The sequence below is a fragment of the Tsukamurella sp. PLM1 genome (genome assembly GCF_023168325.1).
Taxonomy (GTDB): domain Bacteria; phylum Actinomycetota; class Actinomycetes; order Mycobacteriales; family Mycobacteriaceae; genus Tsukamurella.
In genome coordinates, this window is the sequence record NZ_AP025688.1 from 2,502,631 (window position 1) to 2,526,091 (window position 23,461).

Here is a 23,461-nt window from a genome sequence, read left to right on the forward strand (position 1 = left end):
AGCCATGACGGACCTGCACCCCCGCAAGATGGACTTCCACTTCGACGAGGCACCCGTGCCGTTCCTGTGGAACCCCGAGAACCCCGCCTTCTCGTCGATGATGAACGCCGTCTCGTTCCTCGCCGTCGGCTTCGAGAAGATGATCGTCAAGCTGATCCTGCAGCTGCGCAAGGAGTTCCCCGATCCGGAGGTGGCCGCGGAGGCGACGGCGTTCATGCAGCAGGAGGGACACCACTCGACCGCGCACCGTCGGCACGTGGGAGCGCTGATCGCCCAGTACCCGGGCCTGGAGAACACCCTCGACGCGGTGATCGGCGAGTTCGACCTCCTCACCGAGGCCACCTCCACCGACTACCGGCTGGCCTACACGGCCGACCTCGAGGCCACGTTCACGCCGGTGTTCAAGCTCATGCTCGATAACGAGGAGGCACTCTTCCGCCCTGGCGACGACCGGGTGGCATCGATGTTCCTGTGGCACTTCGTCGAGGAGGTCGAACACCGCAGCTCCGCGCTCATCATCTACAACGCGATCGTGGGGAGCGAGGTGTACCGGATGCGGATGGCACCGTCGGTCTTCGCGCATGTGCTCAAGGTGATCCGGATCGCGTGCGCCGGCTTCAACCAGCACGTGCCGCTGAAGGACCGGAAGGTGGACTCGCTGTCGATGTTCGGCCGGTACCGGCTCAAGCAGAAGGTGCTGGTGGCGGTGGCGCCGCACCTGACGAAGGGCGCCATGCCGCGCGCCTTCGACGTGCTCCCCAAGGCCGAGCAGGCCGTCGCCATGAAGGGCATCATCCGCAGCCAGATGCCGCTGCACGACCCGGCGCACGAGAACCTGCCCGCGCTCGCGGGCGAGTGGCTGCGCCGCTACGACAGCGGCGTCGACTGCACCCGGTGGTACGCCTCGGACGCGGCGATCGGGGCCTGACCGATGGACCTGTGCACGACGACCTTCGACGCGCTCGCGCGCCGGATGGGCTTCACCTGCGACGACACCGGCGGCCTCGTCGGATTCGGAGCCCGCTCGCGCTGGAGAACTGGACCCTGCCGGTCCTGGAGCTGACGATCATCGCCGGTTCGGTCCTCATGCTCGCCAACGCGGTCCGACGGTGGCGCCGGGCCGGGGACGCGACCAACCTCGCGGTCTGGTTCGGCGCGACGGCCTATCTTTTCGTGATCGAGCCGCCGCTCTACTTCCCCGGCGCCTTCGGCATCGACGGCTACGTGGACACGATGTTCGCGCACAACCTGTTCACGGTCGAGTTCCTCTGGGGCAGGCTGCCGCTGTACATCGTGGCGATCTACCCGATGATGGCCACGATGGCGTTCGAGATAGTGCGGATGATCGGCGTGTTCCGGCGGTTCGGGACGTTCGTCGGCGCGTGCACCGTGGGCGTGGTGCACGGCGCGTTCTACGAGATCTTCGACCATCTGGGGCCCCAGCTTCGCTGGTGGGAGTGGGCTCCGGAGAATCCGATCAACCTGCCGTTCTTCGCCGCGGTGCCGATGGGGTCGGTCGTGGTGTTCGCGGCACTCTGGCCGATGTCGCTGGCGCTGTGCGCGCAGTTCCTCGTGGGACGGCACGCCGACGCCGGCGTGCGGGGCACCGGCCTCCAGGTGGTGTGGCGCACCGTCGTGATCGGGCTCGCGGCGTCGGTCGGCACGTTCGTCCTCCCCCTGCCGGCGACCGTCCTCGGCCTGGCCGGCGACACGGTGCGCGGCGCCGTCTACGCCCTGGAGCTGGCCGCGATCGCGGTGGTCGCCCTGTACGCGGTCGGACGGTGCCTGGCGAGCGCACCGTCGGAAAGCCCGTACCGCAACCGGTTGGTCCAGGCGTACGCACTGCTTTACCTGGTGGTGTTCGCCGCGCTGTGGGCGACGGCGCTCCCCGACTTCCTCTCCGCGACCGGCGGCGTGACGAGCAGCGGCGACCCCGTGGGGAACCTGCCGTTCACGCTGCTGTGCTTCGCGATCGCACTCGGGTCGGTGTGCGCGAGCCTGGTGCGGACCAGGCACGCCGGGGACGTGAACCGAACGGTTCGTGACGATCCCACAAGACACGGAGGTGAAGTTCTCACCTGAGAACAGCCGAAGCGGCGCCGTCATCCTGTTTCATGGAAGGCATGGCAGACATCCGGAGTTTCAGCACGCTCGGGGGACAGTTCCCCAACGTCGTCGTGACCGCGATCGAGATGACCACCTCGATCGGTACCGACACCGAATCGACGTGGAGCGGCCTCCTGGCCGGCAAGACCGGCATCCGCGAGCTCAAGGGCGACTTCATCGGCGTGCAGATCCCCGACCTGCCCGTCCGGTTCGGCGGGCAGCTCCTTGAGGACCCCACGTCCGAGGTCCCCGAGCGCCCCGACCGCAAGTACGCCGGCGACATCAGCAAGCAGCACGTGTCCAAGCGCCGCATGTCGTACGTCGAGCAGGCCGCGCACGTGATGACCAAGCGACTGTGGGACAACGCGGGCCGGCCCGACATCGATCACAACCGTCTCGCGGCGGTCGTCGGCACCGGGCTCGGCGGCGGCGAGTCGATGGTCGAGGCCGTCGACGCGCTGCGCGACCACGGCGTGCGCAAGGTCTCGCCGTTCACTGTCCAGATGGCGATGCCGAACGGCGCCTGCGCCGTAGCCGCGCTCGAGATCGGCGCCCGCGCCGGCGCGATCGCCCCCGTCTCCGCCTGCTCGACCGGCAACGAGGCCATCGCGCACGCGTGGCGCCAGATCGTGCTCGGCGATGCCGACATCGCGGTCTGCGGCGGCATCGAAGGCCGGATCGACAGCCCCGTCATCGCCCCGTTCTCGATGATGCGCGCCCTCTCGACCCGCAACGACGACCCCGAACACGCCTCGCGGCCGTTCGACAAGGACCGCGACGGCTTCGTCTTCGGCGAGGCCCAGACGCTGATGATCATCGAGACCGAGGAGCACGCCCTCGCCCGCGGCGCCAAGCCGCTCGCGCGCCTGCTCGGCGCCGGCATCACCTCCGACGGCTACCACATGGTGTCTCCTGATGTGGAGGGCGGCGGCGCCGCACGCGCCATGAAGCGCGCCATGGAGACCGCCGGTCTCAAGCGTGAGGACATCGACTACATCAACGCCCACGCCACCGCGACCCCGATCGGCGACCTCGCGGAGGCCAAGGCCATCAACGCCGTGGTCGGCACCGACGCCGCGATCTACGCCCCCAAGGGCGCGCTGGGCCACTCGATCGGCGCCGTCGGCGCCCTCGAGGCCGCGCTGACGGTGCTGTCGCTGCGCGACGGCATCATCCCGCCCACCCTGAACCTGGAGAACCAGGATCCGGAGATCGAGCTCGACGTGGTGCACGGCGAGGCGCGCAAGGGCGATTTCAAGTACGCGCTGAACAACTCGTTCGGCTTCGGCGGCCACGACGTAGCGCTCGCCTTCGGCAAGTACTGAGCATTCACTTCGGACCGGCGGTCGGGCTTCGTTGCCCGGCCGCCGGTTTCGTGTTTCCGACGGTGCGCGACCCCTGGCCCTCGTCAGCCCCTCCAGTGGGCCCACACGTAACTACTGAACACCGGCGGCGGCACCGCGACGCCCGGTGGAACGTGCCCCGCCACCTGCCTCGGCCACCAGCAGGCGTGGCATCTGTGGCAGTACCATCCCGCCTCCCAGATCGGGTACGCCACCAGCTCCGCTTCCCGATACCGCCCGAGCCGCTTCTGGGACCGGTACACCGCGTAGAACAGGGCGGCACGGGTTCCCGCGAGCAGCGCGGGCATCGCGAACGCGCCGACCACGTACGCCGCGAAGATCGCGTCGGGCGGCACGGACGAGACCGTGAGCACGGCAGGGATGCAGAACAGCGCAGCGATCACGACGAGCACGACCCCGGTGATCCCCAGGCCGGTACCGGTTCGGGGCCGCGCCGGCGCGCGATCCAACTCCGCAGCGAGCGCGGACTGACTCCTCACCGTCGACACCCCACCACCCCACACCGGCACCACTCCACTTCCGGTGAACGCGGTGCCGCTGACGGACGAGTACGTGGTGCCGGTCGACGTCCCGCCGTGCACGACGGCGGGCACCGACTGCGCCATATCGAGCTGCCGACAACTCGGGCAGTTCGCGGACATCGGATCCCCCTCTTTTCCCGACGCTCCGTACGCCGGGCAACAGCGTCCGATATTAGCGCCTGCACGGCGTTCGCGCGCGAAACCGAATACACTCATACGTTCTAAATTCGGTTCAGCACCGAAAACTTGTCAGTGGAGCCGGGTACGCTCAAGTCATGAGCCAGCCAGTACTATTACCTGCAGATACTCCACCTACGGAGGTCGACGCATGGTCGATCGCCGATCGGATTAGTTCGATTCGACGCGAGCAGTGCCGCCTCGAGTTCGAGCAGTACGACCTGGCCGCGCAGCTTCTCGCGGAGCGGGTCACCGAACGCATCGCGGCCGGCCTGCCGCAGGACCGGTGGGAGGTGGGCATCGCGGGCGAGATCGCGCTGGCACTGCGCATCTCTTCGAACCGTGCCCGCGGGGTCCTCGCCCGTGCGCGCGAGTTGCGGACGAACCTGCCGCATACGCTCGCGTTGCTGCGCGACGGGGACCTGTCTCCGGACGCGGTGCCCGTCATCGTGCAGGGCGTCGCCCACCTCGATCCCGATCTGCGCTGTCGGGCGGACGAGATCCTCTGCGGCGACCCACACATCCTCGCCGGACTCGGGCTCGGGCGCCTGCACGACAAGGTGCAGCAGGTCGCGTACGAACTGGACCGGGAGGGCACCGTCGAGCATCTTGCGAGCGCGCCGAAGGACCGGCGCGTCACCATCCGCCCCGTGCCCGACCTCATGACCCGGATCTCGCTCCTTCTGCCGATGGCGCAGGGCGTCGGGGTGTACTCGGCACTCCGGAAGGCGGCCGTGGCGATCAAGGGCGTCGCGGGCGAGACCCGGACGCTCACCCAGATCATGGCCGATCTCGCGTACGAGCGGCTCACGGGGCGCGCAGTGGCCGACGGGCAGGACGTGACGGTCAACCTGACGGTGCCGGCAACGGTGCTGCTGTGCGATCGCCCCGGCGTGGCGCACCTGGCGGGTGGCGGCGCGCTCCCGGCGGAGATCGCCCGCAAGATCGTCGGAGTCGCGACCGCGAAGGGTCGGGCCTGGGTCAAGCGGTTGTACGTGCGGCCCGAGTCCGGCGCCGTCGTGGGGCTCGACTCCCGCGCCCGACGGTTCCCCGAGGGGCTGGCCGAGCTCATCGCAGCGCGCGACCAGTACTGCCGCACGCCGTACTGCGACGCCCCGATCATCCACACCGATCACGTGCACCGGCATGCCTCCGGCGGCGGCACGGATTACGAGAACGGCCAGGGTCTGTGCGCCGCTTGCAATTACGCGAAGGAAGGGGCCGGCTGGCGCAGCCGTTCCGTGGAGGATCCATCCGGCCGGCACACGGTCGAGACGCAGACGCCGTCCGGCCACGTGTACCGGTCGACCGCGCCGGGGCACGCGGCTTAACGCACGGCCGACATGACCGAGCGGCCCGAGATGCCGAGGCGGAAACGGCGGGGAGCCAACGACATGCGGGTGGTGATGTCGAGTTCGTAACCGGGCTCCGGCGTGAGATCGAAGCGCTGGGCGATGCGGGCGAGCGCGAGTGTCGACTCGTGCAACGCGAACTGGCGACCGATGCATGCGCGCTCCCCTGTGCCGAACGGCTTGTACACGTGCGGCATCCGCCCGCGGCTGCGTTCGGGCAGCCACCGATCGGGGTCGAAGGCGTCGGCGTCGGCGCCCCACGCCTCGGGGTCCCGGTGCACGAGCGGCAGCACCACGACCGCCACGTCGCCGGGGTGCATGGCGTAACCGCCGGGCACCGTCGTATCCCGAATAACCGTGTCGTGCAGCGCCGTCCGCGCCATGGTGGGCGCGGCGGGCCACAGGCGGAGCGTCTCGTCCAGCACGCGGCGCAGGTAGCGCAGGCGCGGGACCTGCTCGAAGGTGGGCACCTCGTCACCGACGACCTCATCGACCTCGACGCGCACCCGGTCGAGCACATCGGGGTGTTGCGCCAGGTAGTAGAGCGCGAACGCGATCGCACTGGCGGTGGTCTCGTAGCCGGCGACGAGGAAGGTGAGGATCTGATAGCGGATGTTGCGCTGCGACAACGACTCCCCGTGATCGGATGCCGCGTGCTCAGCATCAGGTCGAGGATGTCGCCGTTGCCCTCGGCGGACCGGACGGCCTCGCGGTTGTCGATGAGCTCGTCGAGCAGGTCGTCGGCGTACTTCTGGTGCTCGCGGTTGCGCAGGTCGTACCAGGGGCCGAGGAGGCGACCGCCGGGCACTGACCCGAGCTTCGTCTTCTGGCCCGAGGTGTAGAGCGCCCGCAACAGCGCAGCGACCATCGGATGCCGGTCGTCGGTCTCGAAGGAGCCGAAGTCGTAGCTGAACGCCGCGCGGCCGATGGTCTCGAGGGTGAGCTTCGCCGCGTCATGGGTGACGTCGACCGGACCGGACGCCCGATCCCAGCGGGTGCACAGCTGGTCGACGGCGTCGACCATGATGCCGTGGTAGTCCTCCATCGCGCGCCGGCTGAACGCGGGCATCAGGATGTCGTGCGCGAGCTGCCAATTCGGTTCGTCGGAGTATGCGGTGAACAGGCCGTCGCCGGCGTACTGCCGCAGCTCGTGCATCCCGGGCGCGAGCGCCTTGGTGAATCGCTTGGGATCGCAGAGCTCCGCGGCGATCCGCGCGCTGGGCACCAGCGTGACTCGGCGGGTTCCGAGCCGCAGTTGCACCATGTCGGGCCGGGTCTCGCGGACCCAGTTCAGCGCGTCGCGTGCGGCCGGCCGGGAGGTGAGCACCCCCAGATCCCCAGCGAGCCGCGTTCCGCCCGGGATCCGCGGAATCCGCTGCCCCGACCAGTGACCGCGCATGAACACCTCCGACTCGGGCGTACGACCGCAGTTACTTCACGGAAGAATCGTCTCGCACACTACCCGGTGCGATCGCATCGGTCCGTGACCGACACCGCGATGCGACGGGCACGAGTCCTGTTGTGGTGCCCCGGTGAGACTCGAACTCACACTGGACGGGTTTTGAATCCGTTGCCTCTGCCAATTGGGCTACGGGGGCGTCCGGCGGACCGTCGGAGACGGCCGGCCGAGCAAGCTTACCGGGCCGGACCGGACACTGCGGAATCGGCGTCCACGGAAGCGAGGAAGGCGTCGATCACGGGCCAGGTCTCGCGCACGGCGTCGGGGCCGGCGAGCAGGCCCAGGTGACTGGATTCGACGGTGGCGAACTCGACCCGCGGCGACCCGCTGAACAGCTCGAGGCCGTGACGCGCCGTCTCCCAGGAGCACAGCGCGTCGCGGTGCGAGCCGAACAGCTGGATGGGCACGTCGATCGACCGGAGGTCCACCACGTGCTTCCCCAGGTGCACCTCGCCCGCACCGAACTCGCCGCGGTACGCGAGGCGCTCCCACAGCTGCCCGGCGAGCCGTGCGGGATAGCCGGGGAACGTGCGCTGGAACCGGTCGATGACTTCCATACGCGCCAGCTTCTCGGTGTTGCCGAGGTTCTCAAGCACGAACTTGGGCTTCTTCAGCTCGCGATCCCACGACGTCGCGCGGTACACCACCTGCACGAGCGGCGCCGGCACGCCGCCCATCAGGCCGATCAGCGCGGCGGGACCGAACCCGCCCACGGGCTTGGTCAGCGCCCGCGCCACCGGATACGGCGGCTGGTTCGCGTAGTCGACCGACGTCGCGACCGACACGATCGACCGGATCGGCTGCGGCGAAGCGCCGGCCGTGAGGAACGACAGCACGCCGCCCAGGCTCCAGCCGAACAGGTCGATGCCAGCACCGTCGGGCACCTCTCCGCCCCAGAAGTCGTCCAGAGCCCGCGCGATGGCCTGCGGGATGATGTCGAGGGCGAAGTCCTCGAACCCGAGTCCGCGGTCGGAGTAGGACATCTCACCGAAGTCGAGGACGTACGGAACCCGCCCCTGCTCGGCGAGGTGCCGCACCACCGAGTACTCCGGCGAGAGGTCGTAGCAGGCGGCCGGCGCGGCGATCGGCGGCACCAGCAGCACCGGCGCCGCCCCGGGCACGGCCGCTGCGGACCGCGCACCGTCGGAGGAGAAGCGCCGCAGCGTGCGGTGCAGTCCCTCGGCGACGACGACGTGGTCGGTGCGCTCGACGGGACGGATGCCGTCGCCCAGCGTGAGCGCCCACAGGTTCCCGGCGCGCTCCCGCAATTGAGCCATGCTCAATACGTTCATGAGGAAAGGTTACCGCGCAGGCGAAGGGCTGATCCGGCCGCCCGGTAACCTTGAATCCTGATGAAGGACACCGACCCCGCCACCCCGCACCGCGTGCTCGTCGCCGAAGACGAGGCGATCATCCGCCTGGACCTCACGGAGATGCTCCGCGAGGAGGGCTACGACGTGGTGGGGGAAGCCGAGAACGGCCAGGTCGCCCTGGAGAAGGCCCGGGAACTCCGGCCGGACCTGGTGATCATGGACGTCAAGATGCCGGTGCTCAACGGCCTCGAAGCGGCGCAGGACATCGCCCGCGAGCGGATCGCCCCCGTGGTCATGCTCACCGCCTTCGGCCAGCGCGAGTTCGTCGAGAAGGCTCGCGAGGCCGGCGCGATGGCGTACCTGGTGAAACCGTTCACCAAGGCCGATCTCGTTCCCGCGATCGAGATCGCCATCAGCCGCTTCGCCGAGCTCGCGGCGCTCGAACGCGAGGTGACCACGCTGGCCGGCCAGCTCGAGACCCGCAAGCTGGTGGACCGGGCGAAGAGCATCCTCATGCAGGCGCACGACGTGTCGGAACCCGAGGCGTTCCGCTGGATCCAGCGCACGGCGATGGACCGCCGCACCGATATGCGCACCGTGGCGCACCTGGTGATCGACACGCTGGGCGCTCCCTCCGGTACGTCGGAGTCGGGAGCGCCCTAGCGCGTCACACCGCGCGGATGGGGCGCGAGGCCGGCAGCTGCTGTCCCCGGTAGTACCCCGTGCGCGGGGTGTTGGGGAACGCGGGGGCGTCGCCGACGGCCTTGTCGTTCTGACGGTCGATGACCTTCTTCACGGCCTGCGGCGACGTGCCCGTGTAGCGGGCGATGTGGACGATCGGGATGCGCGCGGCGTACGCGGCCAGGATCGTCTTGCGGTACTGCTCCTCCGCGTTCGCCTTCAGGTGCGACCAGTGCGAGATCGGGCTGAGGAAATCGCGGACCTCTTGAGGCGTGGGCTCGGGGACCTTCGGCATCTCTACTCCGTGAGTTCTAGCCCGGGGCGGGTACCCGGGCGAGGTTGACTGGGCGTTCGTCCGTACATCGAACGCTCTCCGCGGTTTGTTACACGGCGGTTGGATTAGTTTGCCAGGGGTGGTACAACGGGCATCGATGCATCCCTCCTCGGTGGCGGCCGATCCGCCCGACATACTCCAGACCTGGGTATTCACCCCCGTCGTGACCACCCTGATGGTCCTGTCCACCGCGTTGTACGTGTACGGCGTGGTCCGCGCCCGCCGCGCCGGCGTCCGATGGCCGATATCGCACACCGTCTCGTGGTTCCTCGCGATGGCGCTGCTGGTGTTCTCCGTCAACAGCGTGATGGGCGAGCTGTCCAAGCACCTGTTCTGGGCGCACATGGTGGTCCACCTGATCCTGATCACCGTGGTGCCGCTGTTCCTCGTACTGGCCCAGCCCATCCGGCTGTTGGCCACGGCCACGGGGCCCGACGGTGACCGGCGCGTCCGGGCCGTCCTCGGCAACCGGGCCGTCCGGCTGATCACCAGCCCCGTCGTCGGGTTGCCGCTGTACGCGTTCGCCCTGATCAGCACCCACCTCACCGGATTCCAGGACCTCGCGATCGAACACCCATGGCTCAAGAGCCTCGAGTACACGGGCTACTTCGTGGTGGGCTGGATCTTCATGCTGCCGCTCGTGGGCAACGAGCTGTGCGGACCGACGAAGCTCTCGCATCCGCTGCGGTTCGCCTCGTTCCTGCTGGCGATGGGGCCGGACACGCTGGTGGGCGTCACGCTCATGATGACCAGCACCGAGCTCGCCCCCGGCTACGCGGCGTCGCGCGCGGGATGGGGTCCCACGGGCCTCGAGGACCAGTCGGCGGCCGGCGCGATCATGTGGTTCGGCGGCGACGGCCTGATGATGGTGCTGCTGCTGGTGGTCGCGTTCCAGTGGATCACCGCGGAGGCCACCGGCAAGCGCGGCGGCAACATGGGCGCCTGGCTCGACTCCGCACGGCGAAGCACCCTGATCGGCGACGACGCCGACGGTGACGTGGACGACGACGAGGCCGCCCTGGCCGCGTACAACGCGCGGCTACGGGAGATGAACCGCGGGCACTGAGCTCAGCTCCGGGGCGTGTACAGCACCGCGTCGGGGACCGTCCCGAACCGCAGCCCGATCGCCGCGACCAGGACCGCGGCGACGACGCCGACGCACGCCCACCCGACGGACTCGACCTGTCGGCGGGTACGCCGGTCCCGGGCAGCAGTTCGGGGGCGTAGACGATGCCGGCGGTCACCAGCGCGCCCGCGACCAGGCCGCCGAGGTGCCCGAACAGCGAGATCCCCGGGATCGTGAACGACGCGACCACGTTCACGCCGATCAGCACCAGCAGGTACGTCGGATTGATCTTGAGCTTCATGCTCAGCACCAGTTCGGCACCCATCAGCCCGAAGATCGCGCCGGAGGCGCCCACCGTGATCGAGTTCTCCAGCCCGAACCAGAGCACGGCCGCGCTGCCGCCGAGCAACGACAGGGCGTAGACCGCCCCGAACCGCGCCCGCCCGAGCACCCGCTCGACGTTGCGTCCGAACACGTACAGCGTGAACATGTTCACCAGCAGGTGGATCGGTCCGAAGTGCAGGAACCCCGAGGTCACCGCGGTCCACCACCAGCCGTGCGCGGTGGCGTACTCCGACAGCGCGAGCCGCGCCACCTCGTCCGAGTACATGTTGTGCTCGATGCTCCCCGAGGCCTTCGCGCTGAACGCGAACGCGATCACGTTCACCGCGATCAGGGAGTAGGTGAGCACGGGCTGCCAGTCGCGGCGCGTCGTCGATCCGATGGCGGTCACGGGCCTAGTCCACCATGCCGGGGAACACGCCGCCGAGCACGACCCCGGCCGTCAGCAGCACGACCGCCCCGAGCACGACGGCACCGTCGAGCCGGACGGCCCGCGGTCGGGCTGCGCGACGGCGCCCAGGCCACCGCGCGAGGCGATGGCATCGGCGAGTTCGCCCGCCCGGCGGCACGACTGGACCGTCGCCAGGAGCAGCAGCTCGAGCAGGGTCTCGATGCTCACGCCGCGCGGCCGGCCGTTGCGCCGCAGCGGCCGGCGCTGCCGGGACAGCCCCCACATGGCGCGGACCTCGGCGAGTGCGAGCGGCCCCAGCCGGATGGCCAGCGCGAGCGACGACGCGGCCGCCACGAACCGCCCGCCGCCGACCCGGTCCAGGCATCGCTGCAGGAAGCCGGGGACGTCGCCGAGCGGCGTGGTCCAGCAGAACACGAGGGCCGCGTACAGCGACACCAGCAGGGCCGCCAGGCCGCGGAAGAACACGTCCACGCCGGACAGATTGACTTCGACGCCGAAGAGATGCCCCGTGGTCTCCCCCGCGCCCAGCGCCACCACGACCAGGCTGAGCACGATGAAGACCACGAACAGGCGCGGCATCCGCGGCCATGCCCGCCACGGCGCCCGGGCCAGGAGGAACCAGCCCAGCAGCACCAGCGCCGACGCGCCGATGTTCCACCAGTCCGTCCGCACCCCCATCACCACGCCCATGGCCACCAGGACCGCGAGCTTCGTGCCGACCCACACGCGCCGGGCCGGACTCCCGCCCGGCAACGGCCGGCCCACGACGTCCGCGAAGGCGGGCCGCCCCGGCGCCGCCGGCCGGGCAGAACGGGGTCGGCCGAGGCGGTGACGTCGTACACCGCGTCGGTCACCGACTCGAGGGGCGCCAGGTCGTGCGTCACGATCACCAGGGTGGTGCCGGCCTCCTTCGCCGCGGACAGCGCAGCCGTCATCCGGACGGTCGCCTCGTCGTCGAGGCCCGCGAGCGGCTCGTCCAGCACCAGGACCTGTGGCTTCGACGCGAGCAGCCCCGCGAGCACCACGCGGCGCTGCTCCCCGCCCGAGAGCTCGTCGGCGCGCCGGTTCAGGAATTCGCCCGGGTCCAGGCCCACGGTCCGCAGCGCCGCCCGCACGCCGTCTGCGTCGGCGCCGGATGCGTCGGCCACGTCCTCGCGCACGGTGTCCCGCAGCACCTGCAGCCGCGCGTTCTGCACGCCGATCACCACGCGACCGCGGCCGTTGACCACCGGCGCACCGTCGACGGTGACGGTGCCCGACGTCGGCCGCAGCAGCCCCGCGATCACCCACGCGAGCGTGGACTTGCCGGAGCCGTTGTCGCCGGTGACGGCGAGCGCGGTGCCGCCCGGAACGGTGAGGTCGACGTCCCGCAGCACCGGCCGGTCCCACGGAGTGCCCGGATCGCGGATCAGGCTCACGCCCCGCAGCTCGACGGTGCCCCGCGCACCGTCGGCGGGTGCGCCGCGCGCGCCGAGCACGTCGACGGTGCCCCGTGCCGCACCCAGTCGCACCTCGCGCCCGGCCGCGGCGGCCTCCGCGTCGTGGTGCGTGACGTGCACGACGGAGGTCCCCGAGGCGGAGACGTCCCGCATCACGTCGAGGACGGCGCCGCGGCCCTCCCGGTCGAGCATCGCTGTGGACTCGTCGCTGATCAGCAGCGCGGGATCGCGCGCGAGCGCGGCCGCCACGGCCAGACGCTGCAACTGCCCGCCAGACAGGGTCGCCGTCTCGCGCTCCTCGAGGCCGCCGAGCCCGACCCGCCGGAGCACGCCGGCGACGTCGGCACCGGACGCGAGCGCGCGGCCGAACCGCACGTCGTCCCCTACGCGCACCCCCAGGACCTGTGACTCGGGGCGCTGGAACACGACCGCCGTGCCCCCGGGCGCGCCGAGCCCGGGGCCACCCGGCCGCTCGACGGTGCCCGACGTGGGCGCCGCGCCCGCCAGCACGCGGGTCAGCGTGGACTTGCCGGCACCGTTGCGGCCGGTGACCGCGACGAACTCCCCCGGCTCGACGGTGAGCCCGGGAACGGCGAGGGCGAGCCGGTCGCCGTACCGCACCGTCACGTCCCGCAGGCGCACGGGGACCGGCCCAGCAGGACCGTCGGCGGGCTCGATCGCCGACAGGTGCCCCGTGTCCCGCGGCAGTACCCGGTCGGCGCGGAACAGCAGCGCGCCGAACATGAACCGGGCCAGCCACACGACGGCCAGCACGGCGACGATCAGTACCAGCGGCACCGTCAGCGGCCACCAGCGCAGCCCCCACTCCCACGCCGCCACCATCGGGCGCCCGAGGACGCCCAGGTGGACCGCGTCGAGGATCCGGGCGAGGCCGGTCACCGCCCCGCCCGTGACCGAGAAGATGACCTCCCGGGCCCCGGGGAACACCACGAGCAGCAGGACCGCGAGCGCCGACGACGGGATCGCGAGCAGGGGAAGCGCGTTGCGGACCAGCCGCGCGGTGGACCATCCGCGCCGGACCGAGGCCCCGAGCAGCATGCCCACCAGGCCCGACTCGATCGTGAGCACGACCGGCGCCGTCCCACCGAGCAGGAACGCCATCACCACGCCCACCAGAAGTGCGAGAGCGCACGTGCGGAACGTGTGCCGCAGGCCGATGACCCCGAACGGCAGGCACGCCGCGAACGCGATCCCCGCCGCGTACGGCGACACCTGGGACACGAGCACCAGCGCGGCCGCGACGTCCGCCAGGGCCGCGGCCTCGGTGATCTGCCGCGCGCCCAGCCGGGCGCGCGGGCGCGCCGCGGTCAGCGTGCGATCAGGTTGACGACGACGGTGCCCGACGAGCTCGCGAGCTCGTCGCCCGCGACCGGTGTGCCCTCGATTCCGGCCACCGAGACGGCGTAGTTCTGGTTCGGGTTCGCGTCGAGCGTCGACACCTCGAATCCGAGCACGCACCGGCCCGACCGGAGGACGCCCTTGTCGAGCGTGGCATCGAACGTGCCGCCCTGGCCGCGGAACGTGATCCGCGCGCCCTCGCGCACGTCGGCCGCGCCGCCGGTCCCGCTGCACGTGGTGGTGGTGGCCGTGTACTGCGCGGGCATGAGGACGACAGCGCCGTGCTTGACGAACGCGGTGGTCGCGAACCCGAAGGTCACCGCCACGATGCCGACGACCGCCATCAGGACCGCTGCGACCGCGGTGACCACGACGACCCACGTGCGATTGCCCGGACCGTGCCGACGCCACGGCTGCTGGGCGCCGGGCGGCAACGGGGCGGGCAGCTCGGCGCGGGGATCCCGGCCCGGGGTGCCCTCGGGGACGGACGGCACCGGCGAGGACTCCGGCCGCTCCTGCAACTCCTGGCTGGTCACTTGGCCCCCTTCGACGGGAAGTACTTGAGCACACCCTCCTGGGTGGTGCTTGCCACCAGCATGCCCTCGGAATCGAAGAACTGCCCGTTCGACATACCGCGGCCGCCGTCCGCGACGGTGGAATGCGACGCGTAGAGGTTGTACTCGTCGAACTTCACCCGGCGGTGGAACCACAACGACTGGTTCAGCGTGACGGCCATGATCCGGTCGTACCCCCAGGACAGGCCGTGCCGGGTGATGATCGAATCGAGGATGGTCGTGTCGGAGGCGTACGCGAGCGCGGCGTCGTGCAGCACCTGATCGTCCGGCAGCGGACCGGCGGTGCGGATCCAGACGTTGTTGTCCTCCTGGATCACGCCCTTGCCCTTGGCGATCCACGCCGGATCGTTGGTGAACCGCATGTCCATCGGCTGCGGCGCCTCGACGAACATGGTGACGACGTCCTCGTAGCCCTTGAGGGTGTCCTGGATGTTCGGCAGGCCCTCTGGCCCGGGCACCTGCGGCGGCGCGTCGTGGTGGACCAGGGGGTTGCGCCCGTCGGTCTGGTACGCCAGCTGCATGAGCGCCAGCACGGTGCCGCCCTGCTCGACCGAGACCAGGCGGTTCGCGACGTTGCGGGTGTCGCGCAGCCGGCGCACGCTGAACTCCAGGTCGGCCGTCACCTCGCCGCCATTGATGAAGTGCGTGTGCGCCGCGTGCAGGAACAGCGAATCCCGCGCCCCGGCAACGGTGTTGCCCGAGGCGACGATCGCCTGCGAGAGGATCTGGCCGCCGAAGGTGCGGGCGGCGACCTTCGCGGGATGCCGGCCGAGGAACCGGTCGTCACCCGCCTCCGCGAGGTCCAAGGTCGCCAGGAACCCGTCGAAATCGGTTTCAGTCTCCGTCATGACGACGAGCGTACTGAAGCCGCCCGAGCGGCTCGGGGAAGGCCACCGAGCCGCCCGCCACGACCTAGTGGTCGTCCTCGCCGATCCGGTGCACCTGGATGAGGTTGGTCGAACCGATGGTCCCGGGGCGCGCCGGCCACGATGACCACCTGATCGCCCTTGGAATAGCGGCCGATGCCCTCGAGCGACTGGTCCACCTGCTTGATCATCGCGTCGGTGCTGTCGGCCCCGTCGACGAGGAAGGTCTCAGTGCCCCAGGACAGTGCGAGTTGGCTACGCACCTCCGGCAGCGGCGTGAACGCCAGCAGCGGCAGGCGGGTGTGCAGGCGAGCGAGGCGGCGCACGGTGTCACCCGACTGCGTGAACGCGACCAGCGCCTTGGCGTTGAGGCGTTCGCCGATGTCGCGGGCCGCGTAGGAGATGATGCCGCGCTTGGTGCGGGGCACGTGGTTCAGCGGCGGGACCGACGGTCCGCCGTCCTCCACCGCCTGCACGATCTTGGCCATGGTGCGGACGGTCTCGATCGGGTACTTGCCCACCGAGACCTCGCCGGAGAGCATCACCGCGTCGGCGCCGTCGAGGACGGCGTTGGCGACATCGGAGGCCTCGGCGCGGGTGGGGCGACTGTTCTCGATCATCGACTCGAGCATCTGCGTGGCCACGATCACCGGCTTGGCGTTCTCCCGGGCGATCTGGATGGCCCGCTTCTGCACCAGCGGCACCTCCTCGAGCGGCAGCTCCACCCCGAGGTCCCCGCGGGCGACCATCACCGCGTCGAACGCCAGGATCACCGCTTCGAGGTTGTCGATCGCCTCGGGCTTCTCCAGTTTGGCGATCACCGGCACCCGCCGGCCGACGCGGTCCATGACCGCGTGCACCCGCTCGATGTCGGCCGGGGACCGCACGAACGACAGGGCGATGAAGTCCACACCGAGCTCCAGCGCGAACTCGAGGTCCTCGATGTCCTTGTCGGACAGCGCCGGGACCGAGACGTTCATCCCGGGCAGCGAGACGCCCTTGTTGTTCGAGACCGGACCGCCCTCGGTGACCTCGCACACCACGTCGTCGCCGTCGACGGAGACCACGCGCAGCCCGACCTTGCCGTCGTCGACGAGGAGCCGATCGCCCGGCTGGGCGTCCTGCGCCAGCTCCTTGTAGGTGGTGGAGACGCGGTCGTGGGTGCCGGTGACGTCCTCGACGGTGATCCGCACCGTCTCACCCGTCTCCCAGACGGTGCGGCCGTCGCCGGCGAACCGACCCAACCGGATCTTCGGACCCTGCAGGTCCGCCAGGATCCCGACCGCCCGCCCGGTCTTGTTCGACGCGGCACGCACCCGGTCGTAGTTCACCGCGTGGTCGGCGTGCTCACCATGGCTGAAATTGAGTCGGGCGACGTCCATGCCCTCCTCGACGAGGGCGAGCACCTTCTCGTCGGTTCCGACGGCGGGGCCCAGGGTGCAGACGATCTTTGTTCGACGAGTCACCGCGTCCACGTTAGTCCCCCGCATTCCGCTCTGTGGACTCTCCTGCTAACCCGCGGGTATCCATCTGGCGAACATCAGCCTCCTCCTCGGTGGCGTCCGGCTCCTCGGCCCCGGTCTCCGCGTCCGACGGTGCCTCGTCCAACGGCGCAGCCGCCTCGTCGGGCTCTCCCGGCGCAGCCACCTCCGGTGCCCCGGTGAGCACCGTCTCCTCGCGCCCCTTCGCCGCCAGGAAGAAGTACGCGAGCGCGCCCGCGAACACGATCGCCGCCGTGAACACGTTGATCCGCACGCCGAGGATCAGGGTCGCGTGGTCGTCGCGCATGAGCTCGATGAAGAACCGGCCCAGGCAGTAGCCGGCCACGTAGAGCGCGAACAGGCGGCCGTGGCCGATCCGGAACCTGCGGTCGACGATCACCAGGAACGCCGCGACCAGCAGGTTCCAGACGAGTTCGTAGAGGAATGTGGGCTGGACGGTCGCCAGGACCACGCCCGTACTGTGCCCGTCGAGCACGTCCGGGCCGCGCTGGCCCACGTCGTTGGCGCGCTCGAAGATCTGCAGGCCCCACGGCAGTGTGGTGGAGCCCGCCGTACAGCTCCTGGTTGAACCAGTTCCCGAGTCGGCCGATGGCCTGCGCGACGATGATCGCGGGCGCGATCGCGTCGGCGAAGGGCCCGAGCTTGATCCCCATCTGGCGGCAGCCGATCGCCGCGCCGACGCCGCCGAGTGCGACGGCGCCCCAGATCCCGAGGCCGCCGTCCCACATCCGGAAGACCGCGGCGAGGCCGCGCCCGTTCTCGCCGAAGTAGGTACTGAAGTCGGTGAGCACGTGGTAGAGCCGACCGCCGATGAGGCCGAACGGGACGGCCCACACCGCCACGTCGAGGACCTGGCCGGGCTTGCCGCCGCGGGCCACCCAGCGGCGGTCGCCCCACCAGCAGGCGACGACGATGCCGACGATGATGCACAGCGCGTACGCACGGATCGGGACGGGCCCGAGGTGCCAGACGCCCTGCGCGGGACTCGGGATGCTCGCGAGGATCACGCCCGTCACCCTACTGACCGCCGACACGGGGCGTCACTGCGAGCGCAGCCGCTCCCACAGCTCGGGCCAGGCGACGGTTCGCCCCGTGTAGAGGTGTACGACGGGATCACCGGTCTCCCCGGGCGCCGACACGGCCCGACGGTGCTCGAAGGCCCCGTCGAGCACGGGCGACGGGTCGCCGATCCAGAGCACCGCGCGGGCGTCGGCCGGCGGGCGGCCGAAGTAGTAGTACGCGCGGTGCCCGCTGTACGCGCGGGGCAGGCCCTCGTCGCGGCCGAAGAAGTCGACGGCGGCGGCGAAGGGGTAGCTCTCGGCGACGATGACGGTGCCGTCGCGCTCCGCGGGCGGGAGGGTCCGGTAGGCGGCGACGACCGTCCCGGACAGCTTCTGCAGCAGGGTGTCGCCGTCGACGAGCATGGTGGCGGGCGCGCGCAGCGGCGTCCCGATCCACTCGGCCATCGCGGGCGTCCACACCGGCGAGGCCGCGATCCAGCTGGCGGCGGAGCCGAGTAGCGCGAGGACCGCGATCGCGCGGAGGACGCCGTGGGCCGGCGTCCGCGGCGCGCGAGCCACCCTTCGGCGACGACGGCGCCCGCGGCCATCGGCAGGGCGTACACCGACGCCAGGTAATAGGCGCGGCCGTGGGTGAGCACGATCGCGGCGACGACCAGCACCAGCGCGACGCCGAGGAAGCGGTACGGGCGCAGGTCGCGCGAGCGCAGCAGTGCGACGACCCCGGCCAGGAGCAGCGGCAGCCCGATCAGCAGGCCCGCGCCGAACAGCCCGACGAGCGCGAACCCGGTGCCGCCGGGCCACTCGGCCCGGACGACGGCACCCATCCGCGTGTAGGCCCAGTCGTGCCCCGCCTGCCACCAGAGCGTGGGCGCGACGGCGACGACGGCGAGGGCGGCGCCGGCCCACAGGGCGGGCCGGGTGAGCAGCCGCCGCGGACCGCACGCGAGGGCGCCGACGGCGACCGCGACCCACAGCGCGGGCACGAGGAACTTGGTGAGCAGCGACAGCGCGGTCACCGCGCCGGCGAGGAGCAGCAGCCGGTCGGCGCGAGTGCGCACCCAGCGGACCAGCAGGTACAGGATCACCGTCCACCACAGCGGGTCGAGCGAGTACGTCGCGAGCCAGTGCCCGACGGAGCTCACCAGCGACATCGCGACCGCCGCCGCGGCGAAGGCCTGCGCCCCGGCGCGCCCGCCCAGCTCGCGGGCGAGGAGGCCGGTCAGCAGGGTGTTGGCCACGACGGCGAGCGTCGCGGGCAGCCGCAGCACGACGAGGTTCCCGTGCGCCAGGTGATCGAGTCCGGCGGCGAGCAGCGGCACCAGCGGCGGCTGGTCGAAGTAGCCGGCAGCGGGGTGCTCCCGCCCCGCGACGACGAAGTACGCCTCGTCGAAGAAGTAGCCGTAGTTGCGGCTGCCGAGCAGCATCACGACGAGCACGGCGGAGCCGATGAGGGCGAGGTGCCGCCGCGCGACGGGCGGCGGCGGTGCCCCGCTCATATCCGTGGACCGGGTGGATGGTGAGGCGGCGACCTGGGATGTCATGGCTACGACGGTCGCGGACGGGGCGCAGAGCCGGTAGCGGCGTTCGGCGGACCGTCGACCGACGAAGGGCCGGCCGGCGACCGACGGAAGTCGGTACCGGGCGCGTCCCGCGCGTCCCTACGATGACTGCATGCCGCCCGAGTCCAGCCCCTTCGAACCCGGTCCCCGCTCCCGCGCCGCCCACGCGACGCTGCTCGCGGTGTCGGCGGCCGGCACCGTCGCGCTGGTGATCGCACTGTTCCCCACGCTGCGGGGCGCCGGCCTCTGGCTGGGCGCGGCGGCGATGCTCGCCGCGTCCGCGGCGCCGGCGTTCGTGCGCCCCGTGGTCGCGGCGCCCGTCGTCGCGGCGGCGGGCTGCTACCTCGTGCTCGGCCCCTGGGCAGAGGCGACGGCGTCGGGCGCGGCCTTCTGGGTCGCGGTGGCGGCCTCCCTCGTCTCCTCGGCCGCGGCGCAGACCGTGCGAAACCGCGTCGAGGCGGCGATCGCCTTCGTCCCGTTCGCGGTCTTCGCGGCGACGGTGGGGGCGTCCTCGCACTCGGTGTGGGGCGCGCTCGGTTCGCTCGCGCCGATGCTCGGCGGCACGACCGTGGGCCTCGGGATGCGGCTGCGCGTCGCCCAGCGGGAACGGCGCGCGTTGGCGGCGCGGCAGGCCCGGGCCGATGAGCGGCTCGCACTCGCCGCCCAATTGCACGACCTCGCGACCTCGCGATTGACCCGGATCGTGCTGGTCGCCCGCGCGGCGGACCAGCCGGGGATCGAATCGGACGCGCAGGCCGCCCTCGCCGACCTCCGACGGGTCGTCGTCGGGCTGCAGACCGCCGAGGCGCCGTCGGCCCCGCTCGCGACCGGCGGCGTGGTCGCGCCGGGCGCTCTCGAAGGCACGATCACCGCAGCGGTGGACCGGGCCCGCGACGCGGGCCAGCGCGTGACCCTGACCGGATCCGCCTCGGCGCCGCTCCCCCGCGCGACGGCCGACTGTCTGACCCGCGTGCTCGAGGAGGGCCTCGCGAACGCGCGCAAGCACGCCGCGGGCGCACCCGTCGACGTCGAGGTGACCGACCACGGCCTGCTCGTGCACAACCCGTCCGCGCCCGCCGACCCCGTCCTCGCCGCGACCGGGAGCGGGACGGGCCTCCGCGGGCTCGCCGCGCGCACCGCGCTCGTGGGCGGCACACTCCGGCACGGCCCCTCGGCCGACGGTGGTTGGACAGTGCAGGCCGAGTTCCCGGCGGTCGCACGATGACGGTGCGTGTGCTCGTGGCCGACGACGATCCGATCGTGCGCGAATATCTCCGCGCGATGCTGTCCTCGGAAACCGGCCTCGACGTGGTGGCGACGGCGGCCGACGGCGCGGCGGCTGTCGAGGGCGCCATCGCGCATCAGCCCGACGTCGCCCTCCTCGACGTCCGGATGCCCGGCGTCGACGGGATCGTCGCGACCCGCGCACTCCGCGAGCTCGACCCGCCGGTCGCGGTCGTCCTGATCACCACCCTGGACACCGATGCGGTGCTGGTGGACGGGCTGGCCGCGGGCGCGGCCGGCTTCGTCGTGAAGACCGCCGAGCCGGCGCTGCTGGCGTCGGCCGTGCGTACCGCGGCGGCGGGTGGCTCCCTACTCTCCCCGACGCCCTCGGCCGACTGGTACGGCTCGCGGGCGACGGCGCCCGGAAGCACGATCCGCGGATCGAGGAGCTCCCGGCTCGCGAACAGGATGTGTTGCGCGAGCTCGCGACCGGCGCGTCCAACGCCGAGATCTCGGCGCGGCTGCACCTCGCGGAGTCCACGGTCAAGGGCTATGTCTCGGCCCTGATGACCCGTCTCGACTGCGCGAACCGGACCCAGCTGGCGCTGCTCGGAGCGGCACTGTGAACACGCCGGACCTCGTCGTGTTGGGCCTCGGCCCGGCGGGACGTGCGATCGCCCATCGCGCGGCGGCGTCCGGGCTCCGGGTGCGGGCGTTCGATCCCGCGCCGGACGCGCGATGGCGGCGCACCTTCGGGCTCTGGGCCGATGAGCTGCCGGTGTGGCTTCCGCGCGCGGCGGTCGCGGCCGTGTCGTCGCCGCAGGTCGTCGTGCGGACCCGGCACGATCTGCGGCGGGAGTACGCGATGCTCGACGTCGACGCCCTGCAGGACGCGATGCCTCTCGACGGAGTGGACGTCCGGACCGACCGCGCGGACCGGGACGGGCACGGCGCCGCGTTCGTGATCGACGCGCGGGGCCGGCACCGTCGACCCCGGCGTCCGTTCCCCGGCAGACGGCCGCAGGGGTCCTGGTCCCGGCCGGGGCGCACGAGGAGTTGTGGATGGATTGGCGTCCCGCGCCCGGCGTACCCGACCGAGCACCGGCCTCGTTCCTCTACGCCGTGCGGGTGTCCGACGACGCGGTGCTGCTGGAGGAGACGTGCCTGGCCGGGGCGCCGGCGGTCACCGTCGACGCGCTGGAGGCGCGCCTACGCAACCGGCTGGCGCACCGCGGGGTCGAAACGGGCGACCTGGACGAGCGGGTGGACTTCCCGCTGCTCACCGCAGGGCCGCGACGCGGTCCCGGGTGGTGCGGAGTGGGTGTGCGCGGCACCACGCTGCACCCGGCGACGGGATACTCGGTCGCGGGGTCGCTGGCGTTCGCGGATGTCGCCGTGACCGCGTTGCGCGGCGGCCGCAATCCGGTGAGCGTGGACGCCGTGGCCGCGCACCGGCTGCGCGCCGCCGCGCTGCGCGCGCTGCTGGGGATGAACCCCGCCGAGCAACGCACCTTCTTCGAGACCTTCTTCGGGCTCGACGACCGCCACGTCCGCGCGTTCCTCGCGCCGTGTTCCGGAACGACGGCGAACGCCGCAGCGATGGCTGCGGCGTTCGCGGCGGCGCCGTGGGGGCTGCGCCGGCGCCTGGCGCGGGCGGTTACTCCGCCGACTTCTCGCCGGCGCCGCTGAAGTCGGCCTGATCGATCTCCAGCGCCTTGGCCTGACTGATGAGGTCCTCGAGGGCCGCGGGCGGCAGCGCGCCGGCCTCGTTGTAGACCAGGTTGCCCTTCTTGAACACCATGAGCGTGGGGATCGATCGGATGTTGGCCGCCGCGGCGAGGCTCTGCTCCGCCTCGGTATCGACCTTCGCGAACACCACGTCCGTATGCGTATCGGATGCCTTCTCAAACGTCGGCGCGAATGCCCGGCAGGGCCCGCACCAGGACGCCCAGAAGTCCACCAGCACGATGTCGTTGCCGGTCACGGTCTGATCGAACTTGTCTGCGGTCAATTCAACTGTCGCCATACCTCCTCCAACGATTTTGCCGACTGCATGATTCCCATTCGCCGAAATGTCGGATGGGATCGCTATTGTCGTCTCGGGCGCGCGGCGCGCGCATGTACACCGAGTACATCTACTAAGGGGATACACATGACCGACGTGCTTCGCGCAGGTAACCAGCTCGGCCTGGGGGAGACGCTCGACTCTCTCAACGGCGGCTACACGCTGACCCTGCAGGGCGATGGCAACCTCGTGCTCACCGAGGGCGCCGGCACTGTGGTGTGGGCCAGCGGCACCGAGGGCAAGGGTGTCGAGCGGGCGAACTTCCAGACCGACGGCAACTTCGTTCTCTACACCGGCGCCGGCGAGGGCGTCTGGTCGACGCACACCGAGGGCAGTGGCGCCGACCGGATCGTGCTGCAGGACGACCGCAACCTGGTCGTCTACGCCTGCGACGCCGACAAGTGGGCCAGCAACACCGCCACCGACGCCCCGGCGCCGGCCCGTGAAGCCGCTCCGGGCCGAGCCCGTCGCCGCCGAGGCGCCGGCCGCTCCCGCGCCGCGCACCCACACCGTCGCCTCGGGCGACACCCTGTGGGCCATCGCCGAGCAGTACCTGGGCGACGGCAACCGCTACACCGAGATCGCGCAGCTCAACGGCATCGCGAACCCGGACCTGATCAACGTCGGCCAGGTCATCACCATCCCCTGACCCACCGACGCGGAGACGCGAACCGGCCGGCTTCGTTCACGCGAGGCCGGCCGGTCCTGTCTCACGGACGTGCG

General features: G+C 71.3%; 18 protein-coding genes, 1 tRNA gene and 7 pseudogenes. 11 read left to right on the forward strand and 15 right to left on the reverse strand.

All coding sequences use genetic code 11. From position 1 onward, the window contains the following. Nucleotides 1-4: 4 nt before the first annotated feature. The 3 genes and pseudogenes from MTP03_RS12920 to MTP03_RS12930 all read left to right on the forward strand — a co-directional run bounded on the left by MTP03_RS12920 (nucleotide 5) and on the right by MTP03_RS12930 (nucleotide 3,431). Nucleotides 5-928 carry a metal-dependent hydrolase gene (locus MTP03_RS12920; protein ID WP_248488644.1) on the forward strand — a complete coding sequence of 308 codons (924 nt, stop codon included), beginning with the start codon at nucleotides 5-7 and terminating at the stop codon, nucleotides 926-928. Nucleotides 929-931: 3 nt separating this feature from the next. Continuing rightward, nucleotides 932-2,082 (forward strand): annotated as a pseudogene (locus MTP03_RS12925) (hypothetical protein). 41 nt (nucleotides 2,083-2,123) lie between these two features. Beyond that, on the forward strand, nucleotides 2,124-3,431 hold the full coding sequence (locus MTP03_RS12930; RefSeq protein ID WP_305852759.1) for a KasA/KasB family beta-ketoacyl-ACP synthase: 1,308 nt from the start codon (nucleotides 2,124-2,126) through the stop codon (nucleotides 3,429-3,431). A gap of 83 nt (nucleotides 3,432-3,514) precedes the next feature. Here the strand turns inward: MTP03_RS12930 and MTP03_RS12935 are convergent, their stop codons facing one another. After that, on the reverse strand, nucleotides 3,515-4,111 hold the full coding sequence (locus MTP03_RS12935) for a hypothetical protein (protein WP_248488645.1): 597 nt from the start codon (nucleotides 4,109-4,111) through the stop codon (nucleotides 3,515-3,517). 155 nt (nucleotides 4,112-4,266) lie between these two features. Between MTP03_RS12935 and MTP03_RS12940 the strand changes: the two genes are divergently transcribed. Beyond that, a complete protein-coding gene (locus tag MTP03_RS12940) occupies nucleotides 4,267-5,499 on the forward strand; it encodes an HNH endonuclease signature motif containing protein (protein WP_248488646.1) in 1,233 nt (410 codons plus the stop codon). Here MTP03_RS12940 and MTP03_RS22810 read toward each other — a convergent pair. From MTP03_RS22810 to MTP03_RS12955, 4 genes and pseudogenes are all read right to left on the reverse strand, one after another. Further along, nucleotides 5,496-6,149, reverse strand: coding sequence for a cytochrome P450 (locus MTP03_RS22810; protein ID WP_256465146.1), 654 nt, complete (start codon nucleotides 6,147-6,149; stop codon nucleotides 5,496-5,498). The genes MTP03_RS12940 and MTP03_RS22810 overlap by 4 nt on opposite strands. An 80-nt stretch (nucleotides 6,150-6,229) precedes the next feature. Beyond that, nucleotides 6,230-6,919, reverse strand: a pseudogene (locus MTP03_RS22815) (cytochrome P450); the annotation flags it as partial. Between the two features lie 123 nt (nucleotides 6,920-7,042). After that, nucleotides 7,043-7,118: transfer RNA gene (locus tag MTP03_RS12950), tRNA-Leu, on the reverse strand. A 37-nt stretch (nucleotides 7,119-7,155) separates the two neighbouring features. Further along, nucleotides 7,156-8,271, reverse strand: a complete 1,116-nt coding sequence (locus tag MTP03_RS12955) for an alpha/beta hydrolase (protein WP_248488647.1) — start codon at nucleotides 8,269-8,271, stop codon at nucleotides 7,156-7,158. Nucleotides 8,272-8,331: 60 nt separating this feature from the next. Between MTP03_RS12955 and MTP03_RS12960 the strand changes: the two genes are divergently transcribed. After that, nucleotides 8,332-8,955 (forward strand): ANTAR domain-containing response regulator, encoded by a 624-nt coding sequence (locus MTP03_RS12960; protein ID WP_248488648.1) that lies wholly within the window; start codon nucleotides 8,332-8,334, stop codon nucleotides 8,953-8,955. 4 nt (nucleotides 8,956-8,959) lie between these two features. Here the strand turns inward: MTP03_RS12960 and MTP03_RS12965 are convergent, their stop codons facing one another. Beyond that, a complete protein-coding gene (locus MTP03_RS12965) occupies nucleotides 8,960-9,268 on the reverse strand; it encodes a hypothetical protein (RefSeq protein ID WP_248488649.1) in 309 nt (102 codons plus the stop codon). Nucleotides 9,269-9,404: 136 nt separating this feature from the next. On the opposite strand from MTP03_RS12965, the gene MTP03_RS12970 reads away from it, so the two are divergent. After that, nucleotides 9,405-10,373, forward strand: a complete 969-nt coding sequence (locus MTP03_RS12970) for a cytochrome c oxidase assembly protein (RefSeq protein WP_248488650.1) — start codon at nucleotides 9,405-9,407, stop codon at nucleotides 10,371-10,373. A gap of 223 nt (nucleotides 10,374-10,596) precedes the next feature. Here MTP03_RS12970 and MTP03_RS12975 read toward each other — a convergent pair. The 8 genes and pseudogenes from MTP03_RS12975 to MTP03_RS13010 all read right to left on the reverse strand — a co-directional run. Beyond that, a pseudogene (locus MTP03_RS12975) lies at nucleotides 10,597-10,983 on the reverse strand (rhomboid family intramembrane serine protease); the annotation flags it as partial. Between the two features lie 174 nt (nucleotides 10,984-11,157). Continuing rightward, nucleotides 11,158-11,853, reverse strand: a complete 696-nt coding sequence (locus MTP03_RS12980) for an energy-coupling factor transporter transmembrane component T (RefSeq protein ID WP_248488651.1) — start codon at nucleotides 11,851-11,853, stop codon at nucleotides 11,158-11,160. After that, nucleotides 11,805-13,808 carry an ATP-binding cassette domain-containing protein gene (locus MTP03_RS12985; RefSeq protein WP_248488652.1) on the reverse strand — a complete coding sequence of 668 codons (2,004 nt, stop codon included), beginning with the start codon at nucleotides 13,806-13,808 and terminating at the stop codon, nucleotides 11,805-11,807. The genes MTP03_RS12980 and MTP03_RS12985 overlap by 49 nt, the downstream gene beginning before the upstream one ends. Nucleotides 13,809-13,894: 86 nt before the next feature. After that, entirely contained in the window at nucleotides 13,895-14,461 is a 567-nt protein-coding gene (locus tag MTP03_RS12990) for a hypothetical protein (protein WP_248488653.1), read from the reverse strand. Beyond that, entirely contained in the window at nucleotides 14,458-15,348 is an 891-nt protein-coding gene (locus tag MTP03_RS12995) for an acyl-CoA thioesterase II (protein ID WP_248488654.1), read from the reverse strand. Before MTP03_RS12995 ends, MTP03_RS12990 begins: the two co-directional genes overlap by 4 nt. Nucleotides 15,349-15,412: 64 nt before the next feature. Beyond that, nucleotides 15,413-16,832, reverse strand: a pseudogene (gene pyk, locus MTP03_RS13000) (pyruvate kinase). A 10-nt stretch (nucleotides 16,833-16,842) separates the two neighbouring features. Further along, nucleotides 16,843-17,902: pseudogene (lgt, locus tag MTP03_RS13005) on the reverse strand (prolipoprotein diacylglyceryl transferase). Further along, nucleotides 17,881-19,386, reverse strand: a complete 1,506-nt coding sequence (locus tag MTP03_RS13010; protein ID WP_248488655.1) for a glycosyltransferase family 39 protein — start codon at nucleotides 19,384-19,386, stop codon at nucleotides 17,881-17,883. Before MTP03_RS13010 ends, lgt begins: the two are co-directional and overlap by 22 nt. Nucleotides 19,387-19,561: 175 nt before the next feature. On the opposite strand from MTP03_RS13010, the gene MTP03_RS13015 reads away from it, so the two are divergent. The 4 genes and pseudogenes from MTP03_RS13015 (at nucleotide 19,562) to MTP03_RS13025 (ending at nucleotide 22,362) form a co-directional block, all read left to right on the forward strand. Continuing rightward, a complete protein-coding gene (locus MTP03_RS13015; protein ID WP_248488656.1) occupies nucleotides 19,562-20,674 on the forward strand; it encodes a sensor histidine kinase in 1,113 nt (370 codons plus the stop codon). Beyond that, nucleotides 20,671-21,006, forward strand: a pseudogene (locus MTP03_RS23135) (response regulator transcription factor); the annotation flags it as partial. The gene MTP03_RS13015 and the pseudogene MTP03_RS23135, both read left to right, overlap by 4 nt. 137 nt (nucleotides 21,007-21,143) lie before the next feature. Continuing rightward, the gene (locus MTP03_RS23140; protein WP_305852760.1) at nucleotides 21,144-21,299 is read left to right on the forward strand and encodes a response regulator transcription factor; all 156 of its coding nucleotides are present in this window, start codon (nucleotides 21,144-21,146) and stop codon (nucleotides 21,297-21,299) included. A gap of 154 nt (nucleotides 21,300-21,453) precedes the next feature. Continuing rightward, on the forward strand, nucleotides 21,454-22,362 hold the full coding sequence (locus MTP03_RS13025) for a lycopene cyclase family protein (protein ID WP_248488658.1): 909 nt from the start codon (nucleotides 21,454-21,456) through the stop codon (nucleotides 22,360-22,362). Here MTP03_RS13025 and trxA read toward each other — a convergent pair. Further along, a complete protein-coding gene (gene trxA, locus MTP03_RS13030; protein WP_248488659.1) occupies nucleotides 22,331-22,699 on the reverse strand; it encodes a thioredoxin in 369 nt (122 codons plus the stop codon). The genes MTP03_RS13025 and trxA overlap by 32 nt on opposite strands. A gap of 126 nt (nucleotides 22,700-22,825) precedes the next feature. On the opposite strand from trxA, the pseudogene MTP03_RS13035 reads away from it, so the two are divergent. After that, nucleotides 22,826-23,387: pseudogene (locus MTP03_RS13035) on the forward strand (LysM peptidoglycan-binding domain-containing protein). Nucleotides 23,388-23,461 lie beyond the last annotated feature (74 nt).

What these genes read in the sequence shown, in the direction of transcription:
- MTP03_RS12970 (WP_248488650.1), top strand. Translation starts at nt 9,405, where the DNA reads ATGCATCCCTCCTCGGTGGCGGCCGATCCGCCCGACATACTCCAGACC.
- MTP03_RS13015 (WP_248488656.1), top strand. Translation starts at nt 19,562, where the DNA reads ATGCCGCCCGAGTCCAGCCCCTTCGAACCCGGTCCCCGCTCCCGCGCC.
- MTP03_RS12920 (WP_248488644.1), top strand. Translation starts at nt 5, where the DNA reads ATGACGGACCTGCACCCCCGCAAGATGGACTTCCACTTCGACGAGGCA.
- MTP03_RS13010 (WP_248488655.1), bottom strand. Translation starts at nt 19,386, where the DNA reads ATGAGCGGGGCACCGCCGCCGCCCGTCGCGCGGCGGCACCTCGCCCTC.
- MTP03_RS12955 (WP_248488647.1), bottom strand. Translation starts at nt 8,271, where the DNA reads ATGAACGTATTGAGCATGGCTCAATTGCGGGAGCGCGCCGGGAACCTG.
- MTP03_RS12940 (WP_248488646.1), top strand. Translation starts at nt 4,267, where the DNA reads ATGAGCCAGCCAGTACTATTACCTGCAGATACTCCACCTACGGAGGTC.
- trxA (WP_248488659.1), bottom strand. Translation starts at nt 22,699, where the DNA reads ATGGCGACAGTTGAATTGACCGCAGACAAGTTCGATCAGACCGTGACC.
- MTP03_RS12995 (WP_248488654.1), bottom strand. Translation starts at nt 15,348, where the DNA reads ATGACGGAGACTGAAACCGATTTCGACGGGTTCCTGGCGACCTTGGAC.
- MTP03_RS12965 (WP_248488649.1), bottom strand. Translation starts at nt 9,268, where the DNA reads ATGCCGAAGGTCCCCGAGCCCACGCCTCAAGAGGTCCGCGATTTCCTC.
- MTP03_RS12960 (WP_248488648.1), top strand. Translation starts at nt 8,332, where the DNA reads ATGAAGGACACCGACCCCGCCACCCCGCACCGCGTGCTCGTCGCCGAA.
- MTP03_RS12935 (WP_248488645.1), bottom strand. Translation starts at nt 4,111, where the DNA reads ATGTCCGCGAACTGCCCGAGTTGTCGGCAGCTCGATATGGCGCAGTCG.
- MTP03_RS12930 (WP_305852759.1), top strand. Translation starts at nt 2,124, where the DNA reads ATGGCAGACATCCGGAGTTTCAGCACGCTCGGGGGACAGTTCCCCAAC.